Source organism: Marinobacter alkaliphilus (assembly GCF_055394375.1).
The window spans coordinates 2,729,052-2,752,184 of the sequence record NZ_AP043751.1 but is presented as its reverse complement, the minus strand read 5'-3'; the positions used below and the strand labels follow the sequence as shown (position 1 = coordinate 2,752,184).

The 23,133-nt window shown below is 57.1% G+C and carries 22 protein-coding genes and 1 tRNA gene; 2 read left to right on the top strand and 21 right to left on the bottom strand.

What is annotated here, in order from left to right; translation table 11 throughout:
* Positions 1-79 precede the first annotated feature (79 nt).
* Complete coding sequence (locus ACZ5Q2_RS12580) at positions 80-880, top strand: inositol monophosphatase family protein (RefSeq protein WP_058091097.1); 801 nt, start codon at positions 80-82, stop codon at positions 878-880.
* 92 nt (positions 881-972) lie between these two features.
* On the opposite strand, the gene secF is transcribed toward ACZ5Q2_RS12580, so the two are convergent.
* The 18 genes from secF to ACZ5Q2_RS12490 all read right to left on the bottom strand — a co-directional run bounded on the left by secF (position 973) and on the right by ACZ5Q2_RS12490 (position 18,835).
* The gene (gene secF / locus ACZ5Q2_RS12575; protein ID WP_058091098.1) at positions 973-1,926 is read right to left on the bottom strand and encodes a protein translocase subunit SecF; all 954 of its coding nucleotides are present in this window, start codon (positions 1,924-1,926) and stop codon (positions 973-975) included.
* The gene (gene secD / locus ACZ5Q2_RS12570; RefSeq protein ID WP_061332147.1) at positions 1,919-3,793 is read right to left on the bottom strand and encodes a protein translocase subunit SecD; all 1,875 of its coding nucleotides are present in this window, start codon (positions 3,791-3,793) and stop codon (positions 1,919-1,921) included. Before secD ends, secF begins: the two co-directional genes overlap by 8 nt.
* 93 nt (positions 3,794-3,886) lie before the next feature.
* Positions 3,887-4,249 carry a preprotein translocase subunit YajC gene (yajC, locus tag ACZ5Q2_RS12565; protein ID WP_058091100.1) on the bottom strand — a complete coding sequence of 121 codons (363 nt, stop codon included), beginning with the start codon at positions 4,247-4,249 and terminating at the stop codon, positions 3,887-3,889.
* 42 nt (positions 4,250-4,291) lie between these two features.
* The gene (gene tgt, locus ACZ5Q2_RS12560; RefSeq protein WP_432210710.1) at positions 4,292-5,413 is read right to left on the bottom strand and encodes a tRNA guanosine(34) transglycosylase Tgt; all 1,122 of its coding nucleotides are present in this window, start codon (positions 5,411-5,413) and stop codon (positions 4,292-4,294) included.
* Between the two features lie 14 nt (positions 5,414-5,427).
* Positions 5,428-6,513 (bottom strand): tRNA preQ1(34) S-adenosylmethionine ribosyltransferase-isomerase QueA, encoded by a 1,086-nt coding sequence (gene queA / locus ACZ5Q2_RS12555; RefSeq protein ID WP_230714210.1) that lies wholly within the window; start codon positions 6,511-6,513, stop codon positions 5,428-5,430.
* 40 nt (positions 6,514-6,553) lie between these two features.
* Positions 6,554-6,640 (bottom strand) — tRNA-Leu (locus tag ACZ5Q2_RS12550).
* Between the two features lie 82 nt (positions 6,641-6,722).
* Positions 6,723-7,970 (bottom strand): flagellar hook-associated protein FlgL, encoded by a 1,248-nt coding sequence (gene flgL, locus ACZ5Q2_RS12545; protein ID WP_432210044.1) that lies wholly within the window; start codon positions 7,968-7,970, stop codon positions 6,723-6,725.
* Positions 7,971-7,986: 16 nt separating this feature from the next.
* Entirely contained in the window at positions 7,987-10,017 is a 2,031-nt protein-coding gene (gene flgK, locus ACZ5Q2_RS12540) for a flagellar hook-associated protein FlgK (protein WP_432210045.1), read from the bottom strand.
* Between the two features lie 6 nt (positions 10,018-10,023).
* Positions 10,024-11,019 (bottom strand): flagellar assembly peptidoglycan hydrolase FlgJ, encoded by a 996-nt coding sequence (gene flgJ / locus ACZ5Q2_RS12535; RefSeq protein ID WP_286921214.1) that lies wholly within the window; start codon positions 11,017-11,019, stop codon positions 10,024-10,026.
* Between the two features lie 8 nt (positions 11,020-11,027).
* Positions 11,028-12,122: a flagellar basal body P-ring protein FlgI gene (locus ACZ5Q2_RS12530; RefSeq protein ID WP_061332137.1), complete on the bottom strand. Its 1,095-nt coding sequence runs from the start codon at positions 12,120-12,122 to the stop codon at positions 11,028-11,030.
* The gene (gene flgH, locus ACZ5Q2_RS12525) at positions 12,119-12,820 is read right to left on the bottom strand and encodes a flagellar basal body L-ring protein FlgH (protein ID WP_061332135.1); all 702 of its coding nucleotides are present in this window, start codon (positions 12,818-12,820) and stop codon (positions 12,119-12,121) included. Before flgH ends, ACZ5Q2_RS12530 begins: the two co-directional genes overlap by 4 nt.
* Positions 12,821-12,823: 3 nt before the next feature.
* The gene (flgG, locus tag ACZ5Q2_RS12520; protein ID WP_058091106.1) at positions 12,824-13,612 is read right to left on the bottom strand and encodes a flagellar basal-body rod protein FlgG; all 789 of its coding nucleotides are present in this window, start codon (positions 13,610-13,612) and stop codon (positions 12,824-12,826) included.
* 78 nt (positions 13,613-13,690) lie between these two features.
* Positions 13,691-14,443 carry a flagellar basal body rod protein FlgF gene (locus tag ACZ5Q2_RS12515; RefSeq protein ID WP_058091107.1) on the bottom strand — a complete coding sequence of 251 codons (753 nt, stop codon included), beginning with the start codon at positions 14,441-14,443 and terminating at the stop codon, positions 13,691-13,693.
* Positions 14,444-14,516: 73 nt separating this feature from the next.
* A complete protein-coding gene (locus tag ACZ5Q2_RS12510) occupies positions 14,517-16,418 on the bottom strand; it encodes a flagellar hook protein FlgE (RefSeq protein ID WP_058091108.1) in 1,902 nt (633 codons plus the stop codon).
* 28 nt (positions 16,419-16,446) lie between these two features.
* Entirely contained in the window at positions 16,447-17,124 is a 678-nt protein-coding gene (locus tag ACZ5Q2_RS12505) for a flagellar hook assembly protein FlgD (protein ID WP_058091109.1), read from the bottom strand.
* Between the two features lie 17 nt (positions 17,125-17,141).
* Positions 17,142-17,594: a flagellar basal body rod protein FlgC gene (gene flgC / locus ACZ5Q2_RS12500; RefSeq protein WP_058091110.1), complete on the bottom strand. Its 453-nt coding sequence runs from the start codon at positions 17,592-17,594 to the stop codon at positions 17,142-17,144.
* 32 nt (positions 17,595-17,626) lie between these two features.
* On the bottom strand, positions 17,627-18,025 hold the full coding sequence (gene flgB / locus ACZ5Q2_RS12495) for a flagellar basal body rod protein FlgB (RefSeq protein WP_058091111.1): 399 nt from the start codon (positions 18,023-18,025) through the stop codon (positions 17,627-17,629).
* A gap of 234 nt (positions 18,026-18,259) precedes the next feature.
* Positions 18,260-18,835 (bottom strand): nitroreductase family protein, encoded by a 576-nt coding sequence (locus ACZ5Q2_RS12490; protein WP_058091112.1) that lies wholly within the window; start codon positions 18,833-18,835, stop codon positions 18,260-18,262.
* 222 nt (positions 18,836-19,057) lie between these two features.
* On the opposite strand from ACZ5Q2_RS12490, the gene ACZ5Q2_RS12485 reads away from it, so the two are divergent.
* On the top strand, positions 19,058-20,497 hold the full coding sequence (locus ACZ5Q2_RS12485) for an adenylate/guanylate cyclase domain-containing protein (RefSeq protein WP_058091113.1): 1,440 nt from the start codon (positions 19,058-19,060) through the stop codon (positions 20,495-20,497).
* Here ACZ5Q2_RS12485 and queF read toward each other — a convergent pair whose 3' ends face one another.
* From queF to ACZ5Q2_RS12470, 3 genes are read right to left on the bottom strand one after another with little or no spacing between them, the layout of a single operon-like run.
* Positions 20,498-21,316, bottom strand: a complete 819-nt coding sequence (queF, locus tag ACZ5Q2_RS12480; protein ID WP_058091114.1) for an NADPH-dependent 7-cyano-7-deazaguanine reductase QueF — start codon at positions 21,314-21,316, stop codon at positions 20,498-20,500.
* A gap of 18 nt (positions 21,317-21,334) precedes the next feature.
* Positions 21,335-22,108 carry an ABC transporter permease gene (locus ACZ5Q2_RS12475; protein ID WP_058091115.1) on the bottom strand — a complete coding sequence of 258 codons (774 nt, stop codon included), beginning with the start codon at positions 22,106-22,108 and terminating at the stop codon, positions 21,335-21,337.
* Positions 22,105-23,055, bottom strand: a complete 951-nt coding sequence (locus ACZ5Q2_RS12470; protein ID WP_058091116.1) for an ABC transporter ATP-binding protein — start codon at positions 23,053-23,055, stop codon at positions 22,105-22,107. The genes ACZ5Q2_RS12475 and ACZ5Q2_RS12470 overlap by 4 nt, the downstream gene beginning before the upstream one ends.
* Positions 23,056-23,133 lie beyond the last annotated feature (78 nt).

Sequence of the window (23,133 nt, the reverse complement as noted above, 5' to 3'; positions counted from 1 at the left end):
CTGAGCCAAAAAACGTACAAGCGCGGGTTGTTTTTGCTATCATACCGGGCCTTCACACACCCGGATAATGAACACTCAGATGCAACCAGCAATTAAAATGGCCCTGCGCGTTGCCCGCCAGGGATCAGATTACCTGAAAGCACATTTCGAGCGACAGGAACCCAACGGCAAGGACGAGGCCGAGCGCTACCGCCAGCTCGAACGGGTTGAGAAATCCATTTATGACAACTTCACCGAGCAACTGGAAAAGGCATATCGGGATCACACCATCGCACCGATGGGCGAGGCCGACGCCGCTGGCAGCGAGCGCAGCTGGCACATCTTCCCCGTGCTTGGCCGCGAAAACTTCATTCGTGGTATTCCGGAATTTGCCCTGGCACTGAGCCAGAAAAAGAACAACCGGACAGAAAACCTGTTGCTGGTCAATCCGATCACAGGTGAAGAATATTCTGCCAGCCGCGGCCATGGGGCAGCCCTCAACAGCCGCCGTGTGCGCACGTCTGAAATCAAATTACCCGGCAAGGCGGCATTTGCCACCAACCTGCTGGATCAGGCTCGCAAAGGCGACGACCCGATGATCTGGGGCGAAATGGCCGCAGTGCTGGCGCGTGAGAGCGCCATGTTCCGCACCTCCGGCTGCGTTGTTCTGGATATTGCCCGCGTTTCTGCAGGCCTTCTGGACGCCGCTGTAATCTTCCGGCCGGAAGCCTCAGACCTGGACCTGGGTGTCACCCTGGCCATGGAATCCGGCGCACTGACTGGCGATTTCTCCGGCAACCCGTCTGCTGGCAATGCCAAACAGCTGGTTGTGGCCAATCCAAAGCTGTTCCGCGAAGTGCTCAAGGTATTGCACCCGTTCCGCGGCCGTCTGCCCAGGTAGACTTCCCGGTACAAAAAAACCGCCACTCCCTCACGGGACTGGCGGTTTTTTCATGCCTCGGAAAGCGGGAGGCCCGGGCCTCCCCCACCGGATCACATCCGGTTAAGCCACTCGGGCGGCTGCTCTTCTTCGGCTTCTTCACCGGTGCCTTCCTTCGCCGGTACCATCAGGTCTTCGCGGGTAACACCCATCACCATCAGCATATTGGCAGAGACATAGATGGAGGAGTAGGTACCCACAACCACGCCAATAATGAGCGCAAGGGCGAAGTTGTTGATGGCCTCACCACCGAAGAAATACAACGCCAGCAACACCACCAAGGTTGTACCAGAAGTATTGATGGTACGGGTGATGGTCTGGTGAATGGACTCGTTGATGATATCCCAGGGCTCGCCTACCCGCATTTTCCGGAAGTTCTCCCGGATACGGTCCGCCACAACGATGGTATCGTTCAGCGAGTAACCGATTACCGCCAGCAACGCTGCCAGCACGGTCAGGTCAAACGTCCACTGGAACAGCGCAAACACGCCCAGCACAATAATGACGTCGTGAGCCAGCGGTATCACAGACGCGATACCGAACTTGAACTGGAAGCGCATGCCCACGTAGATCAGCACCACCGCCAAGGCAATCAACAGCCCGAGACCACTGTCTTCTTTGAGCTCATCGCCAACCTGAGAACCGACGAACTCGGACCCCACCAACTCGAGCTCGGCGCCGGAGGCAGCCAGCATGCCAGCCACCTCACGGGCTAACTGATCGTTCTCAGCTTCCGCCATGCGGATCAGGATGGTGGTATCCGCGCCGAAGTTCTGAACGACGAACTGCTCATAGCCCGCTTCTGCCAGTTGGTCCCGGATAGCGTCAAGGCTCGGCGCCTCGGCGTACTCCAGCTCTACTGAGGTACCGCCGGTGAAGTCCATGCCAAAGTTCAGGCCGCGAACACCCAACAAAGCCAGGGAAATCACCACCAGTGTGATCGAAAGCACGGAAGCAATCTTCCGCAACCCCATGAAATCAAATGGTTGTTTCTGTGTATCAGCCATTAGCCAGCTTCCCCCCGATCGACAATTTCTCGACCCTGCGGCCGCCGTAGACAACGTTCACAATGGCGCGACTGACCACCAGGGCACAGAACATCGAGGTCAGGATGCCGATGCTCAGTGTTACCGCGAACCCTTTGACCGGGCCGGAACCCATGGCAAACAGGATCACAGCGACCAACAGAGTGGTTATGTTGGCATCAAAGATAGACACAAAGGCCCGGCTGTACCCCGAGTTAATCGCACTCTGCGGCGGCACACCAGCTTTAAGCTCTTCCTTTATTCGCTCAAAGATTAGAACGTTGGCGTCAACCGCCATACCCACTGTCAGAACGATACCGGCAATACCCGGCAAGGTAAGCGTGGCAGACAGAATGGACATACAGGCCAGCAGCAACATCAGGTTCAGGGTCAGCGTGATATTCGCCACTACCCCGAAGCCACGATAGAACACCAACATGTAGATGAGTACCAAGGCGAAACCAAAGGCAACAGAGGTTACACCAGCGTCGATGTTCTTCTGTCCGAGGCTTGGCCCAATGGTCCGCTCCTGAACAAAGTACATGGGTGCCGCCAGTGCACCTGCCCGCAACAGCAGCGCCAGCTCTGCAGCTTCCGGTATCGAATCCAGACCAGTAATGCGGAAACTGCTACCCAGCGCTGACTGGACGGTTGCCAGGCTGATCAGCCCCTTTTCCACAATCCGCTTTTCGACTTCCCGAATCTCACCGTCTACTTCCTGCGCTTCAGTCTCGGTGCGGAACTCGATAAACAGCACCGCCATGCGGCGCCCCACATTATTGCGGGTAGCGCGGTTCATCAGGTCGCCGCCAACCGAATCCATGGTGATGTTAACCTGCGGCTGACCATTCTCATCGAAGGCCTGCTGGGCATTAGCCACATTATTACCGGTGGCAATCACGTCCCGCTCGAGGCGAGCTGTTCGCTGGGGGTTGTCACGGAAACCGAACTGCTCGGTTTCTGCTCCCGGGGTATCCTGGCGGGCTTCCATCCGGAATTCCAGATTGGCTGTTGCGCCGAGAACCCGCTTGGCCTGGGCGGTATCCTGCACACCTGGCAGCTCAACGATAATACGATCTGCGCCCTGGCGCTGAACCAGAGGCTCCGCCACGCCGAGTTCGTTGACACGATTACGGATGGTGGTCAGGTTCTGTTCCAGGGCATATTCCTGGATATTCCTCACTTCAGCTTCAGAGAGGGTCAGTGCCAACAGGAATTCGCCTTCCCGGGTGCTTTCATTGAGCAGAAACTCATTGTACTGCCGACGAATCAGATCAAAGGCTGCACTGCGAGACTCAGAATCCCGGAAGCTAAGAACAATCTCCCGGTTGCCTTCAACATCTCCACCCCGATAGCGAATACGCTCATCCCGAAGCTCTCTTTTGATCTGCCCGGAAAACGCCTCCAGACGCTGGCTGACAGCCGTGTCCATGTCTACTTCCAGCAGGAAGTGAACACCACCTCGCAGGTCAAGGCCGAGCTTCATCGGGCCTGCACCGAGGCTACGCAGCCAACCAGGAGTTGAGGGAGCCATGTTCAGAGCCACCAGGTAATCGTTACCAAGGGCGGCCTGCACTGCCGGGCGAGCCCGCAACTGCGCGTCGGAACTGTTCAGGCGAATCAGGGCATTGCGGTCTTCAAGAGAACTTTCCTTGACTTCGATCCCGCGGCTTTCAAGGGCGCCGAGGGCACGGTCCAGCACACGCTGGTCTACCTCGGTGCTGCCCCGGGCGCCGGTAACCTGTATGGCGAAATCATCGGGAAAGAAATTCGGTAACGCGTAAATGAACCCGATGACCAGTGCGAACACTATGATCAGGTTCTTCCAGAGAGGATACTTGTTCAGCATGAGAATCCTTCGAGCCAGCTATGGCGCCGGCCTTGGTGTTTCAGCAAGTCAACACAAAACGGGCGACCATAGGCCGCCCTGCGCACAACTGGCTCAGATATCTTTCAGTGTGCCCTTGGGCAGCGCCGCAGCCACCGCCACTTTCTGAATCTTGATCTCGACGTTATCAGACACTTCCAGCACGATGAAGTCGTCAGACACCTTGGTGATGCGGCCGGCAACGCCACCGGAAGTCACCACTTCGTCGCCCTTGTTCAGGCCGGACATCAGCGCTTTATGCTCTTTGGCACGCTTGGACTGCGGGCGCCAGATCAGGAAGTAGAAAATCAGGATAAAGCCGGCGAAGAAGATGATCTGACCCATCACGCTCATGCCCTGGGCACCGGCATCCTGCGCCATGGCAAGTGCAGGCATCAGAGACAGCAGACCAACGATGAGCAGTTTGATTGATTTCATTCAGGTTCTCCGTTTATTGACTGATATTGAGGTAAAAATTGCTCAGGATTCACCCAGCGGCGGCACAGATTCGCCACGTAAGGCATAGAATTCGCTTATAAAGTCGGACAATGTACCTGCTTCAATGGCCCCACGCAATCCACTCATCAGGTTCTGATAGAAGCGCAGATTGTGGATGGTATTGAGCTGCGCGCCCAGCATTTCACCACACTTATCCAGATGATGCAGATAGCTCTTTGAGAAATTCTGACAGGTATAACAGTCACAACGTTCATCCAGCGGGCCGGTATCGTGACGATTCTTCGCATTACGAATCTTGACAATGCCGGTCGAGGTGAACAGGTAGCCATTCCGGGCGTTACGGGTGGGCATAACACAGTCAAACATGTCTACCCCCCGGCGAACTGCCTCAACAATGTCTTCCGGACGTCCAACCCCCATCAGGTAACGAGGTTTGTCTTCCGGCATTTTCGAAGGCAAATGGTCCAGAATGCGAATCATGTCTTCTTTCGGCTCGCCCACCGACAGACCGCCAATGGCGTAGCCATCAAACCCGATATCGGTCAGCCCCTGCAGGGATCGGTCCCGCAAGGGCTCGAACATGCCACCCTGGACAATGCCAAACAACGCCGCCGGATTGCCCTCATGGGCCTTTTTGCTGCGTTCCGCCCAACGAAGGGACAGCTCCATGGATTCTTTTGCCTGTTTCTCGGTAGCAGGATACGGCGTGCATTCATCAAATATCATGACAATGTCGGAACCGAGGTCACGTTGCACCTGAATGGCAATTTCCGGCGACAACTCCACCTTTGAGCCGTCTACTGGGGAGCGGAAGGTCACGCCCTGCTCGGTAATCTTGCGCATCTCGCCCAGGCTGAACACCTGAAAGCCGCCGGAATCGGTCAGTATTGGCCCCTGCCACTGGGTGAAATCGTGCAAGTCGCCGTGGGCCTTGACCACTTCCGTGCCCGGGCGCAGCATCAAGTGGAAGGTGTTGCCCAGGATAATTTCCGCGCCGATTGCCTCGATATCTCTTGGCAACATCCCTTTAACCGTGCCGTAAGTACCGACCGGCATAAACGCAGGCGTTTCAACCGTTCCACGGGGGAAGGTCAGCCGGCCCCGGCGGGCCCTGCCGTCTTCGCCCAGCTTCTCGAACGACATAAAACAGGAATTGCTCACAAGGATTCTCCACGGGATTCGGTCTGGTTTGCCCCGGCCAGCATGCCCCGGCTTGGCTCCTGGGCGGTCAGGAACATGGCGTCACCGTAACTGAAAAAACGGTACCGCTGTTCAACGGCTTCCTGATAGGCAGACATGATATTACGGTAGCCGGCAAAGGCACTGACCAGCATGATCAGTGTGGATTCCGGCAGATGGAAATTGGTGATCATGGCGTCAACGGTCTGGAAACGATAGCCCGGGTAGATAAAGATATCGGTTTCCCCCCGGAACGTATTCAGCTGCCCTGCCCGACTGGCGGATTCGAGCGAACGCACGGAAGTGGTGCCAACCGCAACCACCCGGCCACCCCGGGCCCGGGTGCGCTCAACCGCATCCACGGTTTCCTGGGGCACATGGGCCACTTCGCTGTGCATCAGGTGGTCTTCAATTTTGTCGACCCGCACCGGCTGGAAGGTTCCCGCACCTACATGCAGGGTTACATACGCAAACTCAATGCCGTTGCTCTTGAGGACCTCAAGTATCTCGTCGTCGAAATGCAGCCCTGCCGTTGGCGCCGCCACAGCGCCTGCTTCTTTGGCATAGACGGTTTGATATCGCTCCCGGTCAGACTGGTCATCATCCCGCTCCATGTACGGCGGCAACGGCATGTGCCCGATACGTTCCAGCACATCAAGGACCGGCTCAAGGCCCTCGTATACAAATCGGAAAAGTGCGTCTTCCCGGCCCACCATGCCCAGAGCAGAGCCATCTTCCAGGAGGACCTTCTGGCCTTCTTTAACAGCCTTTGAGGCACGGGCGTGGGCCAGCAATTCAAACTCACCCAACAGGCGCTCCACCAGAATTTCAACACGGCCACCGGATTCCTTCTGGCCAAACAAGCGGGCCGGAATAACACGGGTGTTGTTGAATACCAGAAGATCGCCAGGCTGCAACAGGCCCGGGAGATCGGTGAAGTTCAGGTGTTGGGTCTGGCCGGTAAGGCCTTCAAGTGCCAGCAGTCGGGACGCACTGCGTTGCTTGAGCGGGTAACGGGCGATGAGCTCGTCCGGCAGGTCAAAATGAAAATCGGAGACGTTCATGGGCCGGCTATTCACGATGCCGCAGGTTGCGGCCAATAAGTGGTAGCGGCGGGCGGACTCGAACCGCCACGGGTTTTACCCCAACGGATTTTGAATCCGTCGTGTCTACCAATTTCACCACGCCGCCATCGGAGAGTGGGAGGATTATACTGAGCCTGAATCTGAAAGCAACCGGGCGGGGAGTAAAAATCTCCTACCGCCTCAGCCAATTACAGACGATCAAACAAAGAGAGCCTGGAGATCTGCGCAAACGACTGCTGGGCGGCCTGTAACACAAAGCTCTGGAAGCTCAGGTTACTGATGGCCTCGGCATAATCCACGTCTTGCAACTGTGAACGTATTTCCTTGGTGTACAGCCCCGAATCCTCCAGAAATGACGAAGTGGATTCGATGGCATTCAACCGGCCACCCAGTTCAGTTTGCTTGAGAATGATGGACTCCTGGCCGTTGTCCAGGTTAGTCAACGATTCCGCAATGAGCGCATCGTACTCGGCGCTGGATTTTGGTGTCGCCTTGTCGATGCTGTCCAGACCAGCGATCAGTTTCTCGATGGTGCCGAAGATGGACTGCTTGTCGCTGATACCCAGTGTAAATTCGTCACCATCGGCGGCATCGTTAACGGTCATACGCAGACCAGCGACCACAAACTCCTCACCAGGCACCGCCGGCGAGGGTTGTGTCGTCAAAATCGTGCCTGTACGCGGATCCTCCACTTCGATATTCAGATTGCCGCCACCAACATCAATCACCCTCACCGTCAGGTCATCGGGAACCGCCGGGCTGAACGCGTCTTTCAGGTCTTTCGGTGCAATCAGCTCCAACCCGGACACATAACCCTGGGCAGCAACACCGGTGCCCGTGCCGTCATCCGAACCAGTAACAGTAACCGCCGCTGGCACGTTCACAAAAATACCCTTGCCATGGTCGCTGATCGGAACTGTCACGCCATCATCTATTTCGAGTACCCGCTGGCCCTCATCACCCTGATATTGCCAGGCACCAAAGTCGTCCTTGGCAAACGCCGGTGTACTGCCCTGAAAGCCGCTGAAAATGTATTCACCGGAGGCATCCCGCGTGTTGGCTATGTTTGCCAGCTGGCCCAGCCGCTCCTTCAGCTCTGCTGAAATGGATTGGCGATCGTTGGCAGATAACGAGCCGCTACCCGCCTGAACGGTCAGTTCCCGCACCCGCTGGATGATATCCACCGCACTGGACAGGGTACTCTCCTCCTGCTTGATGCGGTTATCGGCGAGGTTGGCGTTGCGCTCGTAGGTCTCAATGCGCTTGACCTCCTGGTTGAGCTTCAGGATGCGCGCGGCGGCCACCGGGTCATCGGACGGCCGGTTAACCTTTTTGCCCGTTGAAATCTGCTCCTGGGTTTTCACCAGATTGCTGTTCACATCCTGCATCCGGCTGATGCCGCCAGAGAAAATCTGCTGAGATGAAATCCGGATCATTTTCGTTTACCTCGCCTTACCGGAAGCTCTGCAACAATGTGTTGAACAGATCCTGCGCTACAGACATAACCTGAGCCGATGCGTTATAGGCCGCCTGATACTGAATCAGCTTGCCGGCTTCTTCATCCAGGTTCACACCGGAGATCGATTCACGCTGGTTATTGGATTGCTCAAGCAACGTTTTACCAGCTTCTTTATCCAACTGGCTCTGGCGTGTTTTGACGCCGATATCCTCAACCAGGCCCGCATAACCCTCGGTGAAGCTTTGCCGGCCACCGTTCAACGTATTGGCGGTACCCAGGGCAGCCAGCAGCTCGGCATTTCGGTTGTCGGAGATGCCGTTGCTGTTATAGCCAATGGTGAACACATCACCGTCCGCCGGCTCGCCGGTCATTTCAAACTGGTAACCCTGGTAGAGGTCGCCAGCGGTCGGGTCGTTACTGAAAATGGTGTTGATCCGCTGCGGATCATAGGCCAGGTTCGCAGGATTCAACGGGTCACCATTACCATCGAATATGGTGTAGGTAACGTCGGTGCCATCATTGCTGAATCGTATCTCCAATGGCCCGTTCGCCAGCTCGCCCCGGGTTTCAAACCCCGGCAACAGGGCATTGGTGTTCGGGTTGCGAACGTTCAGCATGTTGCCCTGATTGATCTTGGCTGTCCCGAGGTTGGCGTCATCCGCGCTAGCCCGGATCGGGCTGGCGAACGCCAGATCTTCTTCCCGCAGAACGTTCAGCTTAATATTCTCAGCGGCATTTCGACTCGGCTGGATCAGGTACTTGTCGCCCGCATTGAACTGCCCGCCTTCCACCCGGATATTAAAACCGGGCATGGAAATCTCGGACTGTACCGGGTCTGGCAGTCGGCCCTGGTTGACGGTTTTGCCAGTGGCGGAATCAATCAGCTCGAAGTTGCGGCCGTCGCCACTGAACTGCAATGTCCAGGTGCCCGCTGGTAACAGGCTGCTATCGGTAATCTCAACCGCCAGCTGGCCATTTTTGGGATCTGCATTGTTAGCGTTGGGCACGACCCTACTGCGCTGAAGCCCGATGTCGTTAACATCCGTAAAGAAGTTACCGCCCAGATCACCCTCGAGATCCATCCCGATTTCATGCTGATGGTTGATGGACGCTGAAATTGCAACGGCCAACCGCCCCAACTCATCGAACGCGGGTTTCAGGGCCTCCTGGTCAAACCGGCGCAGGCCGCCGAGTTTGCCGCCATTGATCTGCTCATCCACCTGCAGGGTGCGGCCACTGGTGGTCAGGGTGAACTCCAGGCGGGTGGGGTCTTCTGCACTGGTCCGGGTGGCAAACTCGGAGGCATTGGCGCCGGTTACCAGCGACAAGCCATTAGCCAGTGACACATTCACCTGGCTACCCTCTGTCTGGGTAACCCGAATGCCCACCAGTTCCGACAACTCCTTGAGCTTCTGATCCCGCTTGTCCATCAGCTCCAGGGGCATCTTGCCCTGGGCCAGGCCCGGAGACTCAGAAATAGCCAGGTTCAGATCGGCGATGCTCTTGAGCAGGGAATTGGCATCTTTCACGCCCTGCTGCATCTGGGTTTTAACCGATTCCCGTTGCTGGATAAATTCCTGGTTGAGCGCCTGGAAGCGGTTAACCACCTGCTGGGCCTCACTAAGCACCAGCTGGCGTTGAGGCAGTGAGGCCGGGTCTTCCGCCGCATTCTGCAGGGCCGCGAAGAAATTGTTCAGGGCGTTATTTAACCCCGTGCTTTCGCCCCCCAAAAGGTTATCCAGCCGGGTCAGCTCAGCGTTCAGGGCGTTCTGCTCCCCGTACAGCGTGCTGTCTTCCCGCAACTGCTGGGTCAGGTACTCATCCGCCAGCCGGCGAATGTTTGAAATGGACACCCCGCTGCCAATGGTACCGGCACCAGTACGCCGCCCTTCCTGGGTATCGAATTGCACTTCCTGCCGACTGTAACCCGGAGTGTTTGCATTGGTGATGTTATTGGCGGTGGTGTTCAGCGCTGTCTGATGACTGAGCACCCCGGTCAAACCGATTCCGATCAACCCTGCCATGATGCTTTACTCCCTCGGCACGTCGCTGTTCATGGACAGCGTCATCAGAGAATCCCTGTTCATAATCCGGCGAATCTTGGAACCATACTCCGGATCAGTTGCATAGCCGGCTTCCTGAAGTTTGTCTGCAAAGACTTCAGGCTGATCGGCTGACGACAGCACATCCCGGTACCGGGGGTTGCTGTTAAGGAAATCCACGTAATCCCTGAAGCTCGCCTCGTAATCCGGGTAGGCCCGGAAATCGGCGCGCTCCTTCATGGGTACTCCCCCACGAAACTCGGTGGTGGTAATGGTCACGGCGTCACCACCCCAGCGGGTATCGGCCTTGATACCGAACAGGTTGAAACTGGGCTGGTCGCCATCCCCTTTGATCATGTGGCGCCCCCAGCCGGTTTCCAGTGCCGCCTGGGCCACCATCAACCTGGGGTCGATGCCGCTTTCTTTACCGATGCGCTCGGCAAATGGCATCAACTCGGCCACGAAGTGCTCCGGCGATTCAAAGGTCAATGGTAACTCTGCCGCCGTCGCGGTTTGCTCGGGCTGCTTCTGTTCGGCCGCCTGAGTCATTTCATCGATGGCCTTCAGCTGCTCCGGCAAGTTGCGGGATATCGCGGGCACACTGCGGTCATAGTCCGCCAGGGTGGCCTTGTGCCCCGCCAGCCGCTCGCCATTACTGGCCATGCCGGGTACATCGCGGCTCAGCTGCCTGACCAGCGCCTCCGCGAGACCTGTTCCACTGCCGCCAGACATGCTCAAACTGACCTGGCTGTCGAACATGTCCCGGTAGAACTCTGACTCGTTGCTGTTGAGGTAATTACCCTCGGCAAAGGCCTCCCCGGCCTTACGCATGGATTTCAGCATTTCCGCCAGGAACAGACTTTCAAACTGGCGCGCCACCTGCTCAAGGGCTGCCTGTTTATCCGATCTCGCCTGGGTCTTCAGGGCATTCAGCCCACTGAAGTCGGTATAGATCTCGGCCTGTTTTACGCGATAGTCCTGCATGGCTACACCTAGATCACGATCAGCTCGGCACGCAGAGCGCCGGCCGTTTTCAGAGCTTCAAGCACCGCCATGACATCCCCGGGTGCTGCTCCCACCTGGTTAACGGCCTGAACGATCTCGTTAAGGGTGGTCGCCGGGCCAAACTGGAACATTCTCGCCGGGTCTTCAGTCACTGCTATCTGGGTGTTTTGCTGCAACGCAGTGTCACCCTGGGCAAACGGATTGGGCTGCACCACCTCCGGGTTTTCCTGAATGGTCACCGTCAGGTTGCCGTGGGTGACGGCCGCCGGGCTGACCCGCACGTTCTGGCCAACCACTATTGTGCCGGTGCGGCTGTTGATCACCACCCTGGCGGCTTCTTCAGCCGGCTCCACTTCGATGTTCTCAAGAATCGACAGAAAGCTGACCCGCTGGGAGGGGTCGCGGGGAGCCCGCACGGAAATGGCTGTCGCATCGTGGGCATAGGCCATATCCGGCCCCAGCGTATCGTTAATGGCTTCCACTACCCGCCGAGCGGTGGTGAAGTCGGCCCGCATCAGGTTGAAGGTGATGGTGTCACCCCGGGTAAACGGAGACTCGACTTCCCGCTCGATGGTGGCACCGTTGGGAATCCGGCCAACACTGGGCACGTTCACGGTAATCCGGGAACCGTCCTGCCCCTGGGCACCAAAGCCACCCACCACCAGGCTGCCCTGGGCCATGGCATACACCTGGCCATCAGCGCCTTTGAGCGGCGTCATCAGAAGCGTGCCACCCCGCAGGCTGTCTGCGTTACCGATGGAAGACACGGTGATGTCCAGCTCCTGGCCGGATTTGGCAAAAGGCGGCAAAGTAGCACTGACCGTAACCGCCGCCACATTAGCCAGGTTCGGGTTAACGCCATCCGGCAGAGTTATGCCGAACTGATTCATCATGTTGCGGAAGGTCTGGTTGGTGAACGGCGCTTTATCGCCGGTACCGTCCAGGCCCACCACCAGGCCGTAACCGATCAACTGGTTGTTACGGACACCTTTTACCTTGGCCAGATCCTTCAGGCGGTCAGCCATCACCGGAGAGGCACACACTGCCAGCAACGCGAACACAGCAATCATTCGGCGCATCATAGCGGCCACCACTCACTGTTGAAGAACCGCGCCAGCCAGCCCATCTGGTTAGCCTGGTCGAAATCACCGGTGCCGCCATAGGCAAAGCGGGCATCCGCTACCCGGTTGGAGGCCACGGTATTATCCGGCTTGATATCCTGCGGCCGCACCATACCGGTCAGGCGTATGTACTCGTCGCCGTTGGTCAGCGACAGCCACTTTTCACCACGAACGCGCAGGACACCGTTGGGCAGTACTTCCGTGACGGTGACGGTGATGCTGCCGGCCAGGCTGTTGCTCTGGTCCGCCTCTGCAGAACCGTTGAAGTCCCGCTCAAAGTTCGCCCTGGCATTCAGGCCAATGTTGGCCTTACCAAAGATGCTCGGCTCCGGAATGTTCAGCTCCTGGTCTTTGGTGATACTGGTTTCGGCGCTCTTGCTGGCACGGGTTGATTCCTGCAGGGTCACAGTCAACACATCACCGATGTTCAGGGCCTTGGTATCGCCGTACAGGTTGTAGTTACGGGCCGGCTGGAAAATGGCGCCGGAGTCCGGGTCACGCTGCATCATGGCCTGGGCGCGCACCGGTGCGTATGCCGGGTCGTCTGGCAGTGCCCGTGGGCGACTCATGGCGGTGCAGCCCTGCAGAACAATCAGCACACCCACCAGTGCCAGGGTGGCGAACCGTTCTTTCTTGAAGGTGTGATGAATGATGTTCATAACTTACCCGATGTTATTGGTAATGAACTGAAGCATCTGATCGGTGGTCGAGACCACCTTGGAGTTCATCTCATAGGCCCGTTGGGTGGTGATCATATTGACGAGTTCTTCCACCACTTCGACGTTGGATGACTCAATGGTGCCCTGCTCGATATTTCCCAGACCGGCCAGGCCAGGCTCACCCTCTGCCGGATCGCCACTGGCGTTGGTTTCCTTGAACAGGTTGTTGCCGATGGCCTGCAAGCCCTGAGGGTTGATGAAGTCCACCAGGGTGATCTGGCCAAGGTTGATTGGCGCAGCCTGGTCATCGGTCACCACAGTGACGGTGCCATCCTTACCAATCGTGATGTTGGTCGCGTCTTCCGGCACGTTGATGTTGGGTTCCAGCGGGTAACCATCCGGCGTTACCACATCGCCGTCGGCATTCAACTGGAACTGACCATCCCGGGTATAGGCGATCTGGCCATCCGGCAGCTCAATCTGGAAGAAGCCACGGCCATTCACGGCCAGGTCCAGCGGCTGATCGGTAATCTGCAGGTTGCCCTGGCTGAACTGCTTGGCAGTGCCAACCACCCTCACCCCGGTACCCAGTTGCAGGCCAGACGGAAGCTCGGTGTTCTCAGTGCTCAGACCACCCGGCTGCCGGTTGATCTGGTACAGGAGATCCTGGAATACCGCCCGGTCACGCTTGAAGCCGGTGGTGTTCACGTTTGCCAGGTTGTTTGAGATGGTGGACATGTTGGTGTCCTGTGCGCTCAACCCGGTTTTGCTGACCCAAAGTGCTGGATGCATTGCTCTACTCCTTACCCGCCGGCTGCAGCGGCGATTCTTTGCCGCTTGTGGCCAGTGGATGATCTGATCTCAGTGTTATCAAAGGTTCTGCAACAGTCGTGCCGCAGCCTCGGAATTCTCGTTAGCAGTCGACATGACCTTCACCTGCATCTCGTACTGACGGGATAACTGCAGGTTGGCAATCATTTCTTCCACAGCATTAACGTTCGAACTTTCCAGAAAACCAGTGGCGACGCGCATAGCGGCATCCGGCGGCTCCGGGCCATCCAGGGCCTGATCCGGCTTACGGCGGATGAATCCGTCCAGCCCCTTCTCGAGGGCATTGCCGGGCGGGTTCACCAGTTTCAGGCGGTCCACTTCAACCAGCTGATCCGGCGGGCCACCCACGGGCACAATAGAGATGGTGCCATCTGCCCCCACCTGCAGGTTGTCAAAGGGCGGCAGGGCCACGGGGCCACCATTGCCCAGCACCAGCTCACCGCTGGCGAGGCGAACCAGGCCGTTTACATCCACCTGGAGGCTGCCGCTGCGGGTAAACACCTCTTCACCCAGATCGTTCTGCACTGCCAGCCAGCCATCGCCCTCTACGGCAACGTCCAGCTTGCGACCGGTGTCCATCAGGGCGCCGGCAGAGAGATCGGTGCCGGGGCGCTCGGTCATGGCGTAGGCGCGGGTGGGGTGGTGTTCACCAAAGACAGGCATACTGCGGGCCTGGGCAAAATCCTTTTTGAAACCGGTGGTGTTCACGTTTGCCAGGTTATTGGCATGGGCACGCTGGGCCAGCATGTTCTGCTTGGCGCCAGACATTCCAATATATAGGGCTTTGTCCATGGGCAAACTCCTGCCGGAATTTTGACTGTTTCCAGTCATCCTGCAGGAGTCATGCCATGTTTATGGAGGGACGTTACCGGAGGTTGATGATGGTCTGGGTGACCGCATCAGAGGTTTCAATGGTCTTGGCGTTAGCCTGGTAATTGCGCTGGGCAATGATCAGGTTCACCAGCTCTGCGGAGAGGTCCACATTGGACTCTTCCACCGAGCTTGCCTTAATGGAACCCAGGGTACCGGTATCCGGCGCGCCGATAATCGGCTGGCCGGATTCAAAGGTTTCCACCCAGGTAGTCTCACCCACCGGCGACAGCCCGTTGGTGTTGTTGAATGAGGCCAATGCTACCTGCCCTAGGGATTTGGATTGCCCGTTGGTATATCGTGCAAAGATCACACCCTGATCAGACACGTCCAGGCCAGACAAACGGCCGGTGCTGTAGCCGTTCTGGCGCTGGTCGTTGACACCAAACGCAGCGCCATATTGGGTGGTGTTCCCAAGATCTACGACAAAGGCGGACGTCGTTGGCGGCTCCGGAATGGGAGTAACCACTTCCTCGCCGGCCAATGGTGGGCCGTCTGCACCATTCGGCTCTCCGTTCGGGTCCTTCGGAACCCAGTCGGTAACCACAATCTCACCGTTCGGGTCACCGTTGATGGACTGCAAGGTGCCGTCTTCGTTGAAGCGCGCAGTGTACGGAGAAGTATCTGTACCGGCCACGAGCTCACCATCAATCTGAAGGTAGACCGACCATTCACTGACACCCACGCCGTTACCCGGCGAAGGATTCTTGACGAAGAACTGGGTCAGTTCGTGGGAATTACCCAGGCTGTCAAAAATGGTGGTTGAGGTAGCATGGTTGTAGGTTCTCTGATCCAGGGGATTGAAGGAATTGGTAATCCGCAGGTCGCCACCTGCAAAGGCATCGGCAATCTCGCTGCTCGCACCAGCCGGAAGAATGTCCTGAACCGTGCGATCAGACTGAATGTTCACATCACCCTGGAACACCTCAAGAGGCTGGTTGACCCCCGCATCGGTGCTGGCAAAACTGATACCCACATCAGAGCCTCGGTTATCAATAATCCGGATGTCGCTTCCACCATCAACCAGGGAGGCAGACAGGCTTGTGGCGCTAGAGGCGTTGATAGCGTCTACCAGCCCCTGCAATGAACTGACCCCGCTGAGTGAGATAGGCACATTCTGGCCGTCCAGCTCTATCCGGAATTCAGTATCGCCGGCCGCTAATGCATCTTCCAGATCAGTAATCGAGAATTCCTGGCCCAGGCTGACCGCCGTGGTGGCAGAGGCAGACAGACCACGCTGCTGGTTGATGATGCCCGCCGCATCCCGTGCGGAGGTGCCAGCGGGAATAGTGATGTCTGGCGAGTTGGTACCATCCGAGTAGGCAACACGGAACACATCATCTACGGTGATATCCCCCATAGACACCGCCTGGAAATCCACCACTCGGCTCTCCAGCACAGATTGCCGGGAATCCAGGTTCAGATCGGATCGCAAATTGGTGGTACGGCGTGGCGCCAGGTTATCCGTTTCAATCTGCAGATCACCCCGAATACCGGACAGGTTGCCGTCGTTATCTGCAGTAAAACCCTGAACCCGCATGTTCTGGTTATTGGTCACAAAACCGTCTTTATCGATTCCAAACTGGCCAGCCCGAGAGTAGCGGATCTCGCCATTGTTATTCAGGATAAAGAAACCATCACCACTGATGGCCATGTCCAGGCCATTATCGGTAAAGCTGATGTTGCCCTGGCCAAAGGACTGCTTGACGTCCTGAACGCGCACACCATCACCGATCGGGTTAGTGCCGCCACTCAGAAAGCCGCTGGCGTACAAATCACCGAACTGTACCTTGCTGCCTTTGAAGCCCACCGTGCTGGCGTTGGCAATGTTGTTGCCGGTGACATCCAGATCGACCGAAGCTGCCCGAAGGCCGCTCAAACCTGTATTAAATGCCATGACTTATACCTCCTGGTCTGACACCGGATCAGTTAATTTGTTTGACGTCGGACAGGGCAATGGAACCCATACCGGCAAGATTGAGGGTAATGGAACCGCCCTTACCCAGGGACACACTGTCCACATTGGCGCTAACCATGGTGCCGAGCTGTTCAGGACCGGACGGATAAGAGCCCTGCGCGACAATCTGGTACGGTCCAGGCGGCAAAGGATTGCCGTTGCCGTCCTCGCCATCCCAACGGAACGACACCACACCGGCCTGGCTACTGCCCATATCAATCTGGCGAACCAGCTCACCACTCTGGTTCATTACCGACAAGCGCAGCCCACCGGTAGATGCTGGCACTTCGATGGTTCCGGTAATCTCGCCATCATTACCCAAAATTCCCACATTGGAAGGAGCAAGAACCGTCTTGCCAACCATTGCAGACGCCTGCAGCGCCTGGCTGGAACGGAACTGTCCGGCCACATCCTCAACGGTACTCGACAGGTTCTGCATTTCTTCCAGAGAGCTGAACTGCGCCAGCTGAGCGATGAAATCACCGTTGTCCTGAGGGTCAAGCGGGTTCTGGTTCTTCAACTGGGCAAGCATCAGCTCCATGAAAGCATCTTTGCCAAGCTCGCTGCCGCCACGGGCTTTGTCGTCCTGCTTGATCTGATACTGGCTCAGTACGTCTGAGGCCGATGCGGAATTCACTGCACTCATGACTCACTCCTCACTATTTACTGCTGACCCAGCGTCAGGATTCGTTGCATCATGGACTTGGCAGTGTTCATGACGTCCACATTCATCTGGAAGCTGCGGGAGGAAGACATCATGTCTGCCATTTCCTCAACCACATTCACATTCGGGTAGAACACGTAACCGTCTTCATTGGCAGCGGGATGGTTGGGCTCGTAGCGCATCTGCAACTCTGCATCGCTCTCCAGGATTCCCTCAACCCGTACACCGGCACCGGGGCCGTCGTCCAGGCTGGTGCCGAAGCCCTGCTGTTGATCCGGGTTCAGCATGGCCTGCTGAATGGCGGCGAAGACTGGTTTGCGTGCCCTGTAAGCATTCTCGGTGCTGGAACTGGCAGTCTCGGCGTTCGCAATGTTGGAAGCCGTGGTATTCAGCCGCAGGGATTGTGCGGTCATGCCGGAACCGGCGATGTCAAAAATGTTGCCCAGTGACATGGCAATCTCCTCAAATCGTAAATGACTGCGGCTTACTCACCCTTCAGGGCTTTGGTCAATCCGGAAAACTTGCTGCTCAGAAACTGGAAGCTGGCCTGATAGTCCATGGCATTGCGCATGAAGCGGCTCTGCTCTTCCTGGGCATCCACGGTATTACCATCGACAGACGGCTGGTGCGGATTGCGGTAAAGCAACTCGCCGTCACTGCCGGGGCTGGAGGTGTCCATGTGGCCTTGGTGAGTGGTCGCCATTTGCAGACCACTGACCGACTCCTGGGCTTTCTGCATCATCGCCCTGAAATCGATATCCCGTGCCTTGTAGCCCGGGGTATCGGCATTGGCCAGGTTGTTGGCGAGTACTTCCGCACGCTGCACCCGGGCCTGAAGTGCGTGCTCGTGAATACCCAATGCCTTATCAAATGTAATTGCCATGACTGCCTCCGGAATTCTGCACCGGCACCGCTTGAACGGCGGCTTGCCGGATTTGCGTTCTGGAAGAGTCAAAGCAAAGGTGGTGCCAGTTTTCGAGAGTGCTTGGGCGCCAGGGCTTCTGGAGGGATGCGATCAGATTTTGAGCGGCAACGGAGAAGGGTTCAGAGCAAAGGCGGCAAACCATTTCCCTTGGCGGTTAAACGGTTTGCCGCTATCAAAACATCAGCGGGAAGCTCACCAACTTTCCTGGCGCCCGGGCCCACGCCATACCTTTACAAAATCCCCGGTAGCCGGGCGTGGCACTGAAGGTTTCTCAACCGACACCGTACCGGTATACAGGAAGCCGACGACCGTTTCCCCGGGCTCTAAACCCAACCCTTCAAGCACATCGGGATGGTAGGCCACCCCCCCGGTGCGCCACATCACGCCGAAACCAGCATCTTGTAGGGCAAGGCCGAGAAAGCTCATGCCCGATGCGGCAGACATAAGCTGTTCGACCTCCGGCACTTTCGGGTGGGATTTGGGCGTTGCGATTCCTACGATCACCATCGGTGCCCGCAGCGGCGCCCGCCGGGCTTTCTCGATTTCCTGCTCACTGGCGCTATCAGGACATGCCTTGGCGAACAGGTCTCCCAGGGCCTGCCGGGCATCCCCTTCCACCACAAGATAGCGCCATGGCCTCAGTAAGGCATGGTCCGGTGCCCTGGCGGCACACTGAAGGGCCACATCAACTATACTCCGCGGCGGTGCCGGGTCTTCTAATCGTGGTTCGGATGCTCTTTCGAGTAAAAATCGGGTTACAGACGTCATACTGGCTCACAGTCAAGATGGCTGTATCTGTTGCCCTAAGGGCAAAGATGCCTCAGCGAATTGTGGGTTATACGTAATACTGTTAACCTTTAGTAGTAACTACACATAGAAAAATAACCACCAACAACGATAACGTGTTCGGCGGCATACAATGAGTGACCAACAAGCTTTTCGCAACTGCAGGGCCCTGTATTCCTGCCACCGGGAAGACTCGGTTCTGACATGATGAGCGCACAGGCCGATTTGCGCAATGTCGCCAGCAGCGCGGGTAAGCTCGCTTCCGCGGACATCCACGACCACACCGTGGCCATTCCGCCCATGCCGGATTACAACGGCCGAATCATCGCCTACACCGCAACGGCCGCGATTATTGTCGCCGGAATCCTCCAGGGCGTGTTTCAGCAATGGTTGCTGTGGTTTGTGGCCGGCGCACTTACCTGGCCGCACATCGCCCATTTGCTGACCAGGCGTACGTTTCTTCGCCGCTCACCACGAATCCGGCAGAAGATGCTGTTTCTCGACTGCGTTATTGGTGGCACCTTCATCGGCCTTATCGGCCTGATTGCCATTCCCTCGGTGTCCATATTGTTAATGCTGATGTTCAGTTGCCTGATTGTGGGCGGTATCCGCCAGTGGCTGTTCGGCACCGTACTCATGCTCGCCTCACTTGCGGCGTCTGCAGCTACCTTTGGCGTTGCCGACAGCCTGCAATCGCCACTGCTGACCAGCATCCTGGCCCTGGCCTCTACCGGCGTCTATATTTGCGTAACCGCCTACTATTCCCACCAGCAGGCCCGCACGCTACTGCTGGCAAAAACCCAGATCCAGAACCAGCGCGAACAGTCCATCGCACTCTCCCACAAGCTATCCAAATACCTGTCCCCGCAGGTCTGGCAATCCATTTTTACCGGCGAGCGTGACGTTCGCCTGGAAACCCAGCGCAAAAAACTGGCCGTGTTCTTCTCCGACATCAAGGGCTTCACCGAACTGTCTGAAGAAATGGAACCCGAAGCCCTGACCGAACTGCTCAATCACTACTTCAATGAAATGTCAGAAGTCGCTCTCCGATACGGTGGCACCATCGACAAATTCGTTGGCGATTCCATCATGATCTTCTTTGGCGACCCGACCAGCCGCGGCCAGCGAGAAGATGCTTTCGCCTGTGTGTCGATGGCCATCGACATGCGCAAGCATATGAAGATCATGCGCCAGAAATGGCGAAGCCAGGGTATCAAAACCCCGCTTGAGATCCGTATGGGTATCAGCACCGGATACACCACGGTGGGCAACTTCGGCGCCGAAAACCGGATGGACTACACCATTATCGGCAAGGAGGTGAACCTGGCCAGCCGGCTGGAAAGCCTCGCAGAACCTGGCGAGATTCTGGTGTCCTACGAGACCTTCTCTCTGATCAAAGATCGCATCATGTGCCGGGACAAAGGCGAGATCACCGTGAAGGGCTTCGGCAAGCCGGTGCCCATTTACGAAGTGGTGGACTTCCGCCGGGACATGGGCCCGAACCGTAGCTTCCTCGAGCATGAACACAGCGGCTTTGCCATGTACCTGGACTCCGACAAGATCACCGAAAGGGAACGCAGAGACGTACTCGCCGCCCTGGAAGACGCAGCCGACCGGCTGCGTCAGGAAGACGACGCCGACTAACTACTGCCGGACCAACCTCGGTCCGGCATCACCCTCTGCACGGGTACTGCGCCACGGGTTGATATCCAGCCCTCCACGCCGCATGTACCGGGCACAAACCATCAATTCCGTTGGCTGGCACCGGGCCATCAAATCCGTAAACACGGTTTCCACACAGTGCTCATGGAAATCCTGCTTCTGGCGGAAGCTGACCACGTAACGCAGCAAACCCGCACGGTCTATCTTCGGGCCGGTATAACGAACGAACACGCTGGCCCAGTCAGGCTGACCAGTGACCGGGCAATTGCTTTTCAGCAGGTGGGAACACAGCTGCTCGCTGACCACTTCCTCGCCTGCGCTGAGTGAATCTGCCGAGTATTCGTAAACCACATCGTCTACCGGCTCGTCATCAATCAGCTCATAGCCCTGCGGCCGACCTTCCGCAGGCGCGGATTCGTCGACACTGAACAGCCGCACAGTCACGGCGGCACCACAGGCACTGGACAAGTCTGCGGTAATGGTCTCGGCAACCTGATCCGCCGATGAGAACACCGCCTGGTTCAGGGAATTCAGGTAGAGCTTCAGGGATTTGCTTTCGATAATCGACGGCGACGCCGCCGGAAAACGGATCTCCCCCCAGGCAACTGCTGGCACGCCGCCCGGGCGCAACCAGGATATCTCCCACGCCTGCCAGAGGTCCTCACCAAACCATGGCCAGCGGCCATCCTCCAGCCCGATACGGCGGCGGTTTTCCTCACGGGCAACCGGGAACAACAGGGACGGATCGTACTGATCCGGATAGTCGCTGGACTTACCCAGCGGCGCATTGTGCAAAGCCATAGTTTTTCCTGAAACCTGTCAGTGGCGGATACCCTTGCCCCGGGCAAGCATACGCAGTGCAATGGTCGCCAAAAGGACAATGAAAACCAGAATCATACCAAGGGAGACGAACGGATTAACGTCTGAAACACCCAGTATGCCGAAGCGGAAACCATTCACCATATAGAGTATAGGGTTGGCCATCGACACGCCCTGCCAGAACCCCGGCAACATATCGATGCTGTAGAACACCCCACCAAGGTACGTCAGCGGTGTCAGCACAAACGTGGGCACAATGGAAATATCATCAAACTTGGTGGCCAGCATGGCATTGATAAAGCCCCCCAGGGAAAACAACGCCGATGTCAGGAATACCGTCATTACCACCATGGGCAGGCTGTGAATCGATAACCGGGTAAAAGCAAGAGACAGCAAGGTAACCACCAGGCCAATACTCAGCCCCCGGGCCATACCGCCCGCAACGTAACCGGCCAGGATAGTCCAGTTGGGAACCGGCGACACCAGAAGCTCCTCAATGCTGCGCTGAAACTTCATGGAAAAAAACGATGACACCACGTTGGCGTAGGAGTTGGTGATCACCGCCATCATGATCAGCCCCGGCACAATGAACTGCATATAGTCGAACCCGCCCATTTCACCAATGCGCGAGCCGATCAGGTTGCCGAAGATAATAAAATACAGCGTCATGGTGACCGCAGGCGGCAACAGAGTCTGGGGCCATATCCGGGTAAACCGGCGAATCTCCCGAAGTACAATGGTACAGAACGCGGTCCACAAAGCATGCAAGGTCACGCCGTCACCTCCGCCTGCCGGTTGGTCTCACGGGCGTTATCTTCCACCATGCGCACGAACAACTCTTCCAGCCGGTTGGCTTTGGTGCGCATGCTGATTACCTTGATGCCCTGCTTTTCCAGCTCAACAAAGAGGGCGTTCAGGCCCTGCCCTTTGGCCACCTCGGCCTCCAGTGCCCCGTCGTCGTTGAGTTCGCAAGAAAAGCCTTCGAGCTCCGGGGCGGCATCAACGGGCTGCTCGAGATCCAGCACGAATGTTTCCACACTCAGCTGTTTAAGCAGCTCGCGCTTGCTGGTGTGCCGGATAATCTCCCCGTGGTCAATGATCGCAATATTGCGGCAAAGCGCCTCGGCTTCTTCAAGATAATGAGTGGTCAGAATGATCGTGGTGCCCTGGCGGTTCATTTCTTCCAGGAACTGCCACATAGAACGGCGCAGTTCGATATCAACGCCGGCGGTGGGCTCATCGAGAATCAGCAGGCGTGGTTCATGCACCAGCGCACGGGCAATCATCAGCCGCCGCTTCATACCGCCAGACAGCATCCGCGACGGGGTGTCTCGCTTGTCCCACAAGCCCAGTTTCCGGAGGTACTTCTCCGCCGAGATCCTGGCCTGCTTGAGTGGAATGCCGTAGTAACCGGCCTGAGTGGTGACTATGTCGAAGACCTTTTCAAACTGGTTGAAATTGAACTCCTGTGGCACCACGCCAAGGTTCAGCTTCGCGGCGGACAGTTCGGTATCGATGTCATGGCCGAACACCTTCACCCGCCCACCGGATTTGTTCACCAACGAAGACACAATGCCCAGGGTGGTGGATTTTCCAGCACCATTCGGGCCCAAAAGTGCGAAAAAATCGCCTTCCTGTACCTGAAGATCAATCCCCTTAAGCGCCTGAAAGCCACTGCTGTAGCTTTTGACCAGCCCTTCAATTTCCAATGCGTAGGTCATAACCAAACCGTTATCTGAGAGGAACGTGTGCCGAAACCGGCAAATAGGTAGAGAGCTAGGTGATTGTGGCGATCTGAC

Coding starts and splice junctions, on each gene's coding strand:
- ACZ5Q2_RS12580 (WP_058091097.1), top strand. CDS start 80: ATGCAACCAGCAATTAAAATGGCCCTGCGCGTTGCCCGCCAGGGATCA.
- secF (WP_058091098.1), bottom strand. CDS start 1,926: ATGGCTGATACACAGAAACAACCATTTGATTTCATGGGGTTGCGGAAG.
- secD (WP_061332147.1), bottom strand. CDS start 3,793: ATGCTGAACAAGTATCCTCTCTGGAAGAACCTGATCATAGTGTTCGCA.
- yajC (WP_058091100.1), bottom strand. CDS start 4,249: ATGAAATCAATCAAACTGCTCATCGTTGGTCTGCTGTCTCTGATGCCT.
- tgt (WP_432210710.1), bottom strand. CDS start 5,413: ATGTCGTTCGAGAAGCTGGGCGAAGACGGCAGGGCCCGCCGGGGCCGG.
- queA (WP_230714210.1), bottom strand. CDS start 6,513: ATGAACGTCTCCGATTTTCATTTTGACCTGCCGGACGAGCTCATCGCC.
- flgL (WP_432210044.1), bottom strand. CDS start 7,970: ATGATCCGGATTTCATCTCAGCAGATTTTCTCTGGCGGCATCAGCCGG.
- flgK (WP_432210045.1), bottom strand. CDS start 10,017: ATGGCAGGGTTGATCGGAATCGGTTTGACCGGGGTGCTCAGTCATCAG.
- flgJ (WP_286921214.1), bottom strand. CDS start 11,019: ATGCAGGACTATCGCGTAAAACAGGCCGAGATCTATACCGACTTCAGT.
- ACZ5Q2_RS12530 (WP_061332137.1), bottom strand. CDS start 12,122: ATGATGCGCCGAATGATTGCTGTGTTCGCGTTGCTGGCAGTGTGTGCC.
- flgH (WP_061332135.1), bottom strand. CDS start 12,820: ATGAACATCATTCATCACACCTTCAAGAAAGAACGGTTCGCCACCCTG.
- flgG (WP_058091106.1), bottom strand. CDS start 13,612: ATGCATCCAGCACTTTGGGTCAGCAAAACCGGGTTGAGCGCACAGGAC.
- ACZ5Q2_RS12515 (WP_058091107.1), bottom strand. CDS start 14,443: ATGGACAAAGCCCTATATATTGGAATGTCTGGCGCCAAGCAGAACATG.
- ACZ5Q2_RS12510 (WP_058091108.1), bottom strand. CDS start 16,418: ATGGCATTTAATACAGGTTTGAGCGGCCTTCGGGCAGCTTCGGTCGAT.
- ACZ5Q2_RS12505 (WP_058091109.1), bottom strand. CDS start 17,124: ATGAGTGCAGTGAATTCCGCATCGGCCTCAGACGTACTGAGCCAGTAT.
- flgC (WP_058091110.1), bottom strand. CDS start 17,594: ATGTCACTGGGCAACATTTTTGACATCGCCGGTTCCGGCATGACCGCA.
- flgB (WP_058091111.1), bottom strand. CDS start 18,025: ATGGCAATTACATTTGATAAGGCATTGGGTATTCACGAGCACGCACTT.
- ACZ5Q2_RS12490 (WP_058091112.1), bottom strand. CDS start 18,835: ATGACGTCTGTAACCCGATTTTTACTCGAAAGAGCATCCGAACCACGA.
- ACZ5Q2_RS12485 (WP_058091113.1), top strand. CDS start 19,058: ATGATGAGCGCACAGGCCGATTTGCGCAATGTCGCCAGCAGCGCGGGT.
- queF (WP_058091114.1), bottom strand. CDS start 21,316: ATGGCTTTGCACAATGCGCCGCTGGGTAAGTCCAGCGACTATCCGGAT.
- ACZ5Q2_RS12470 (WP_058091116.1), bottom strand. CDS start 23,055: ATGACCTACGCATTGGAAATTGAAGGGCTGGTCAAAAGCTACAGCAGT.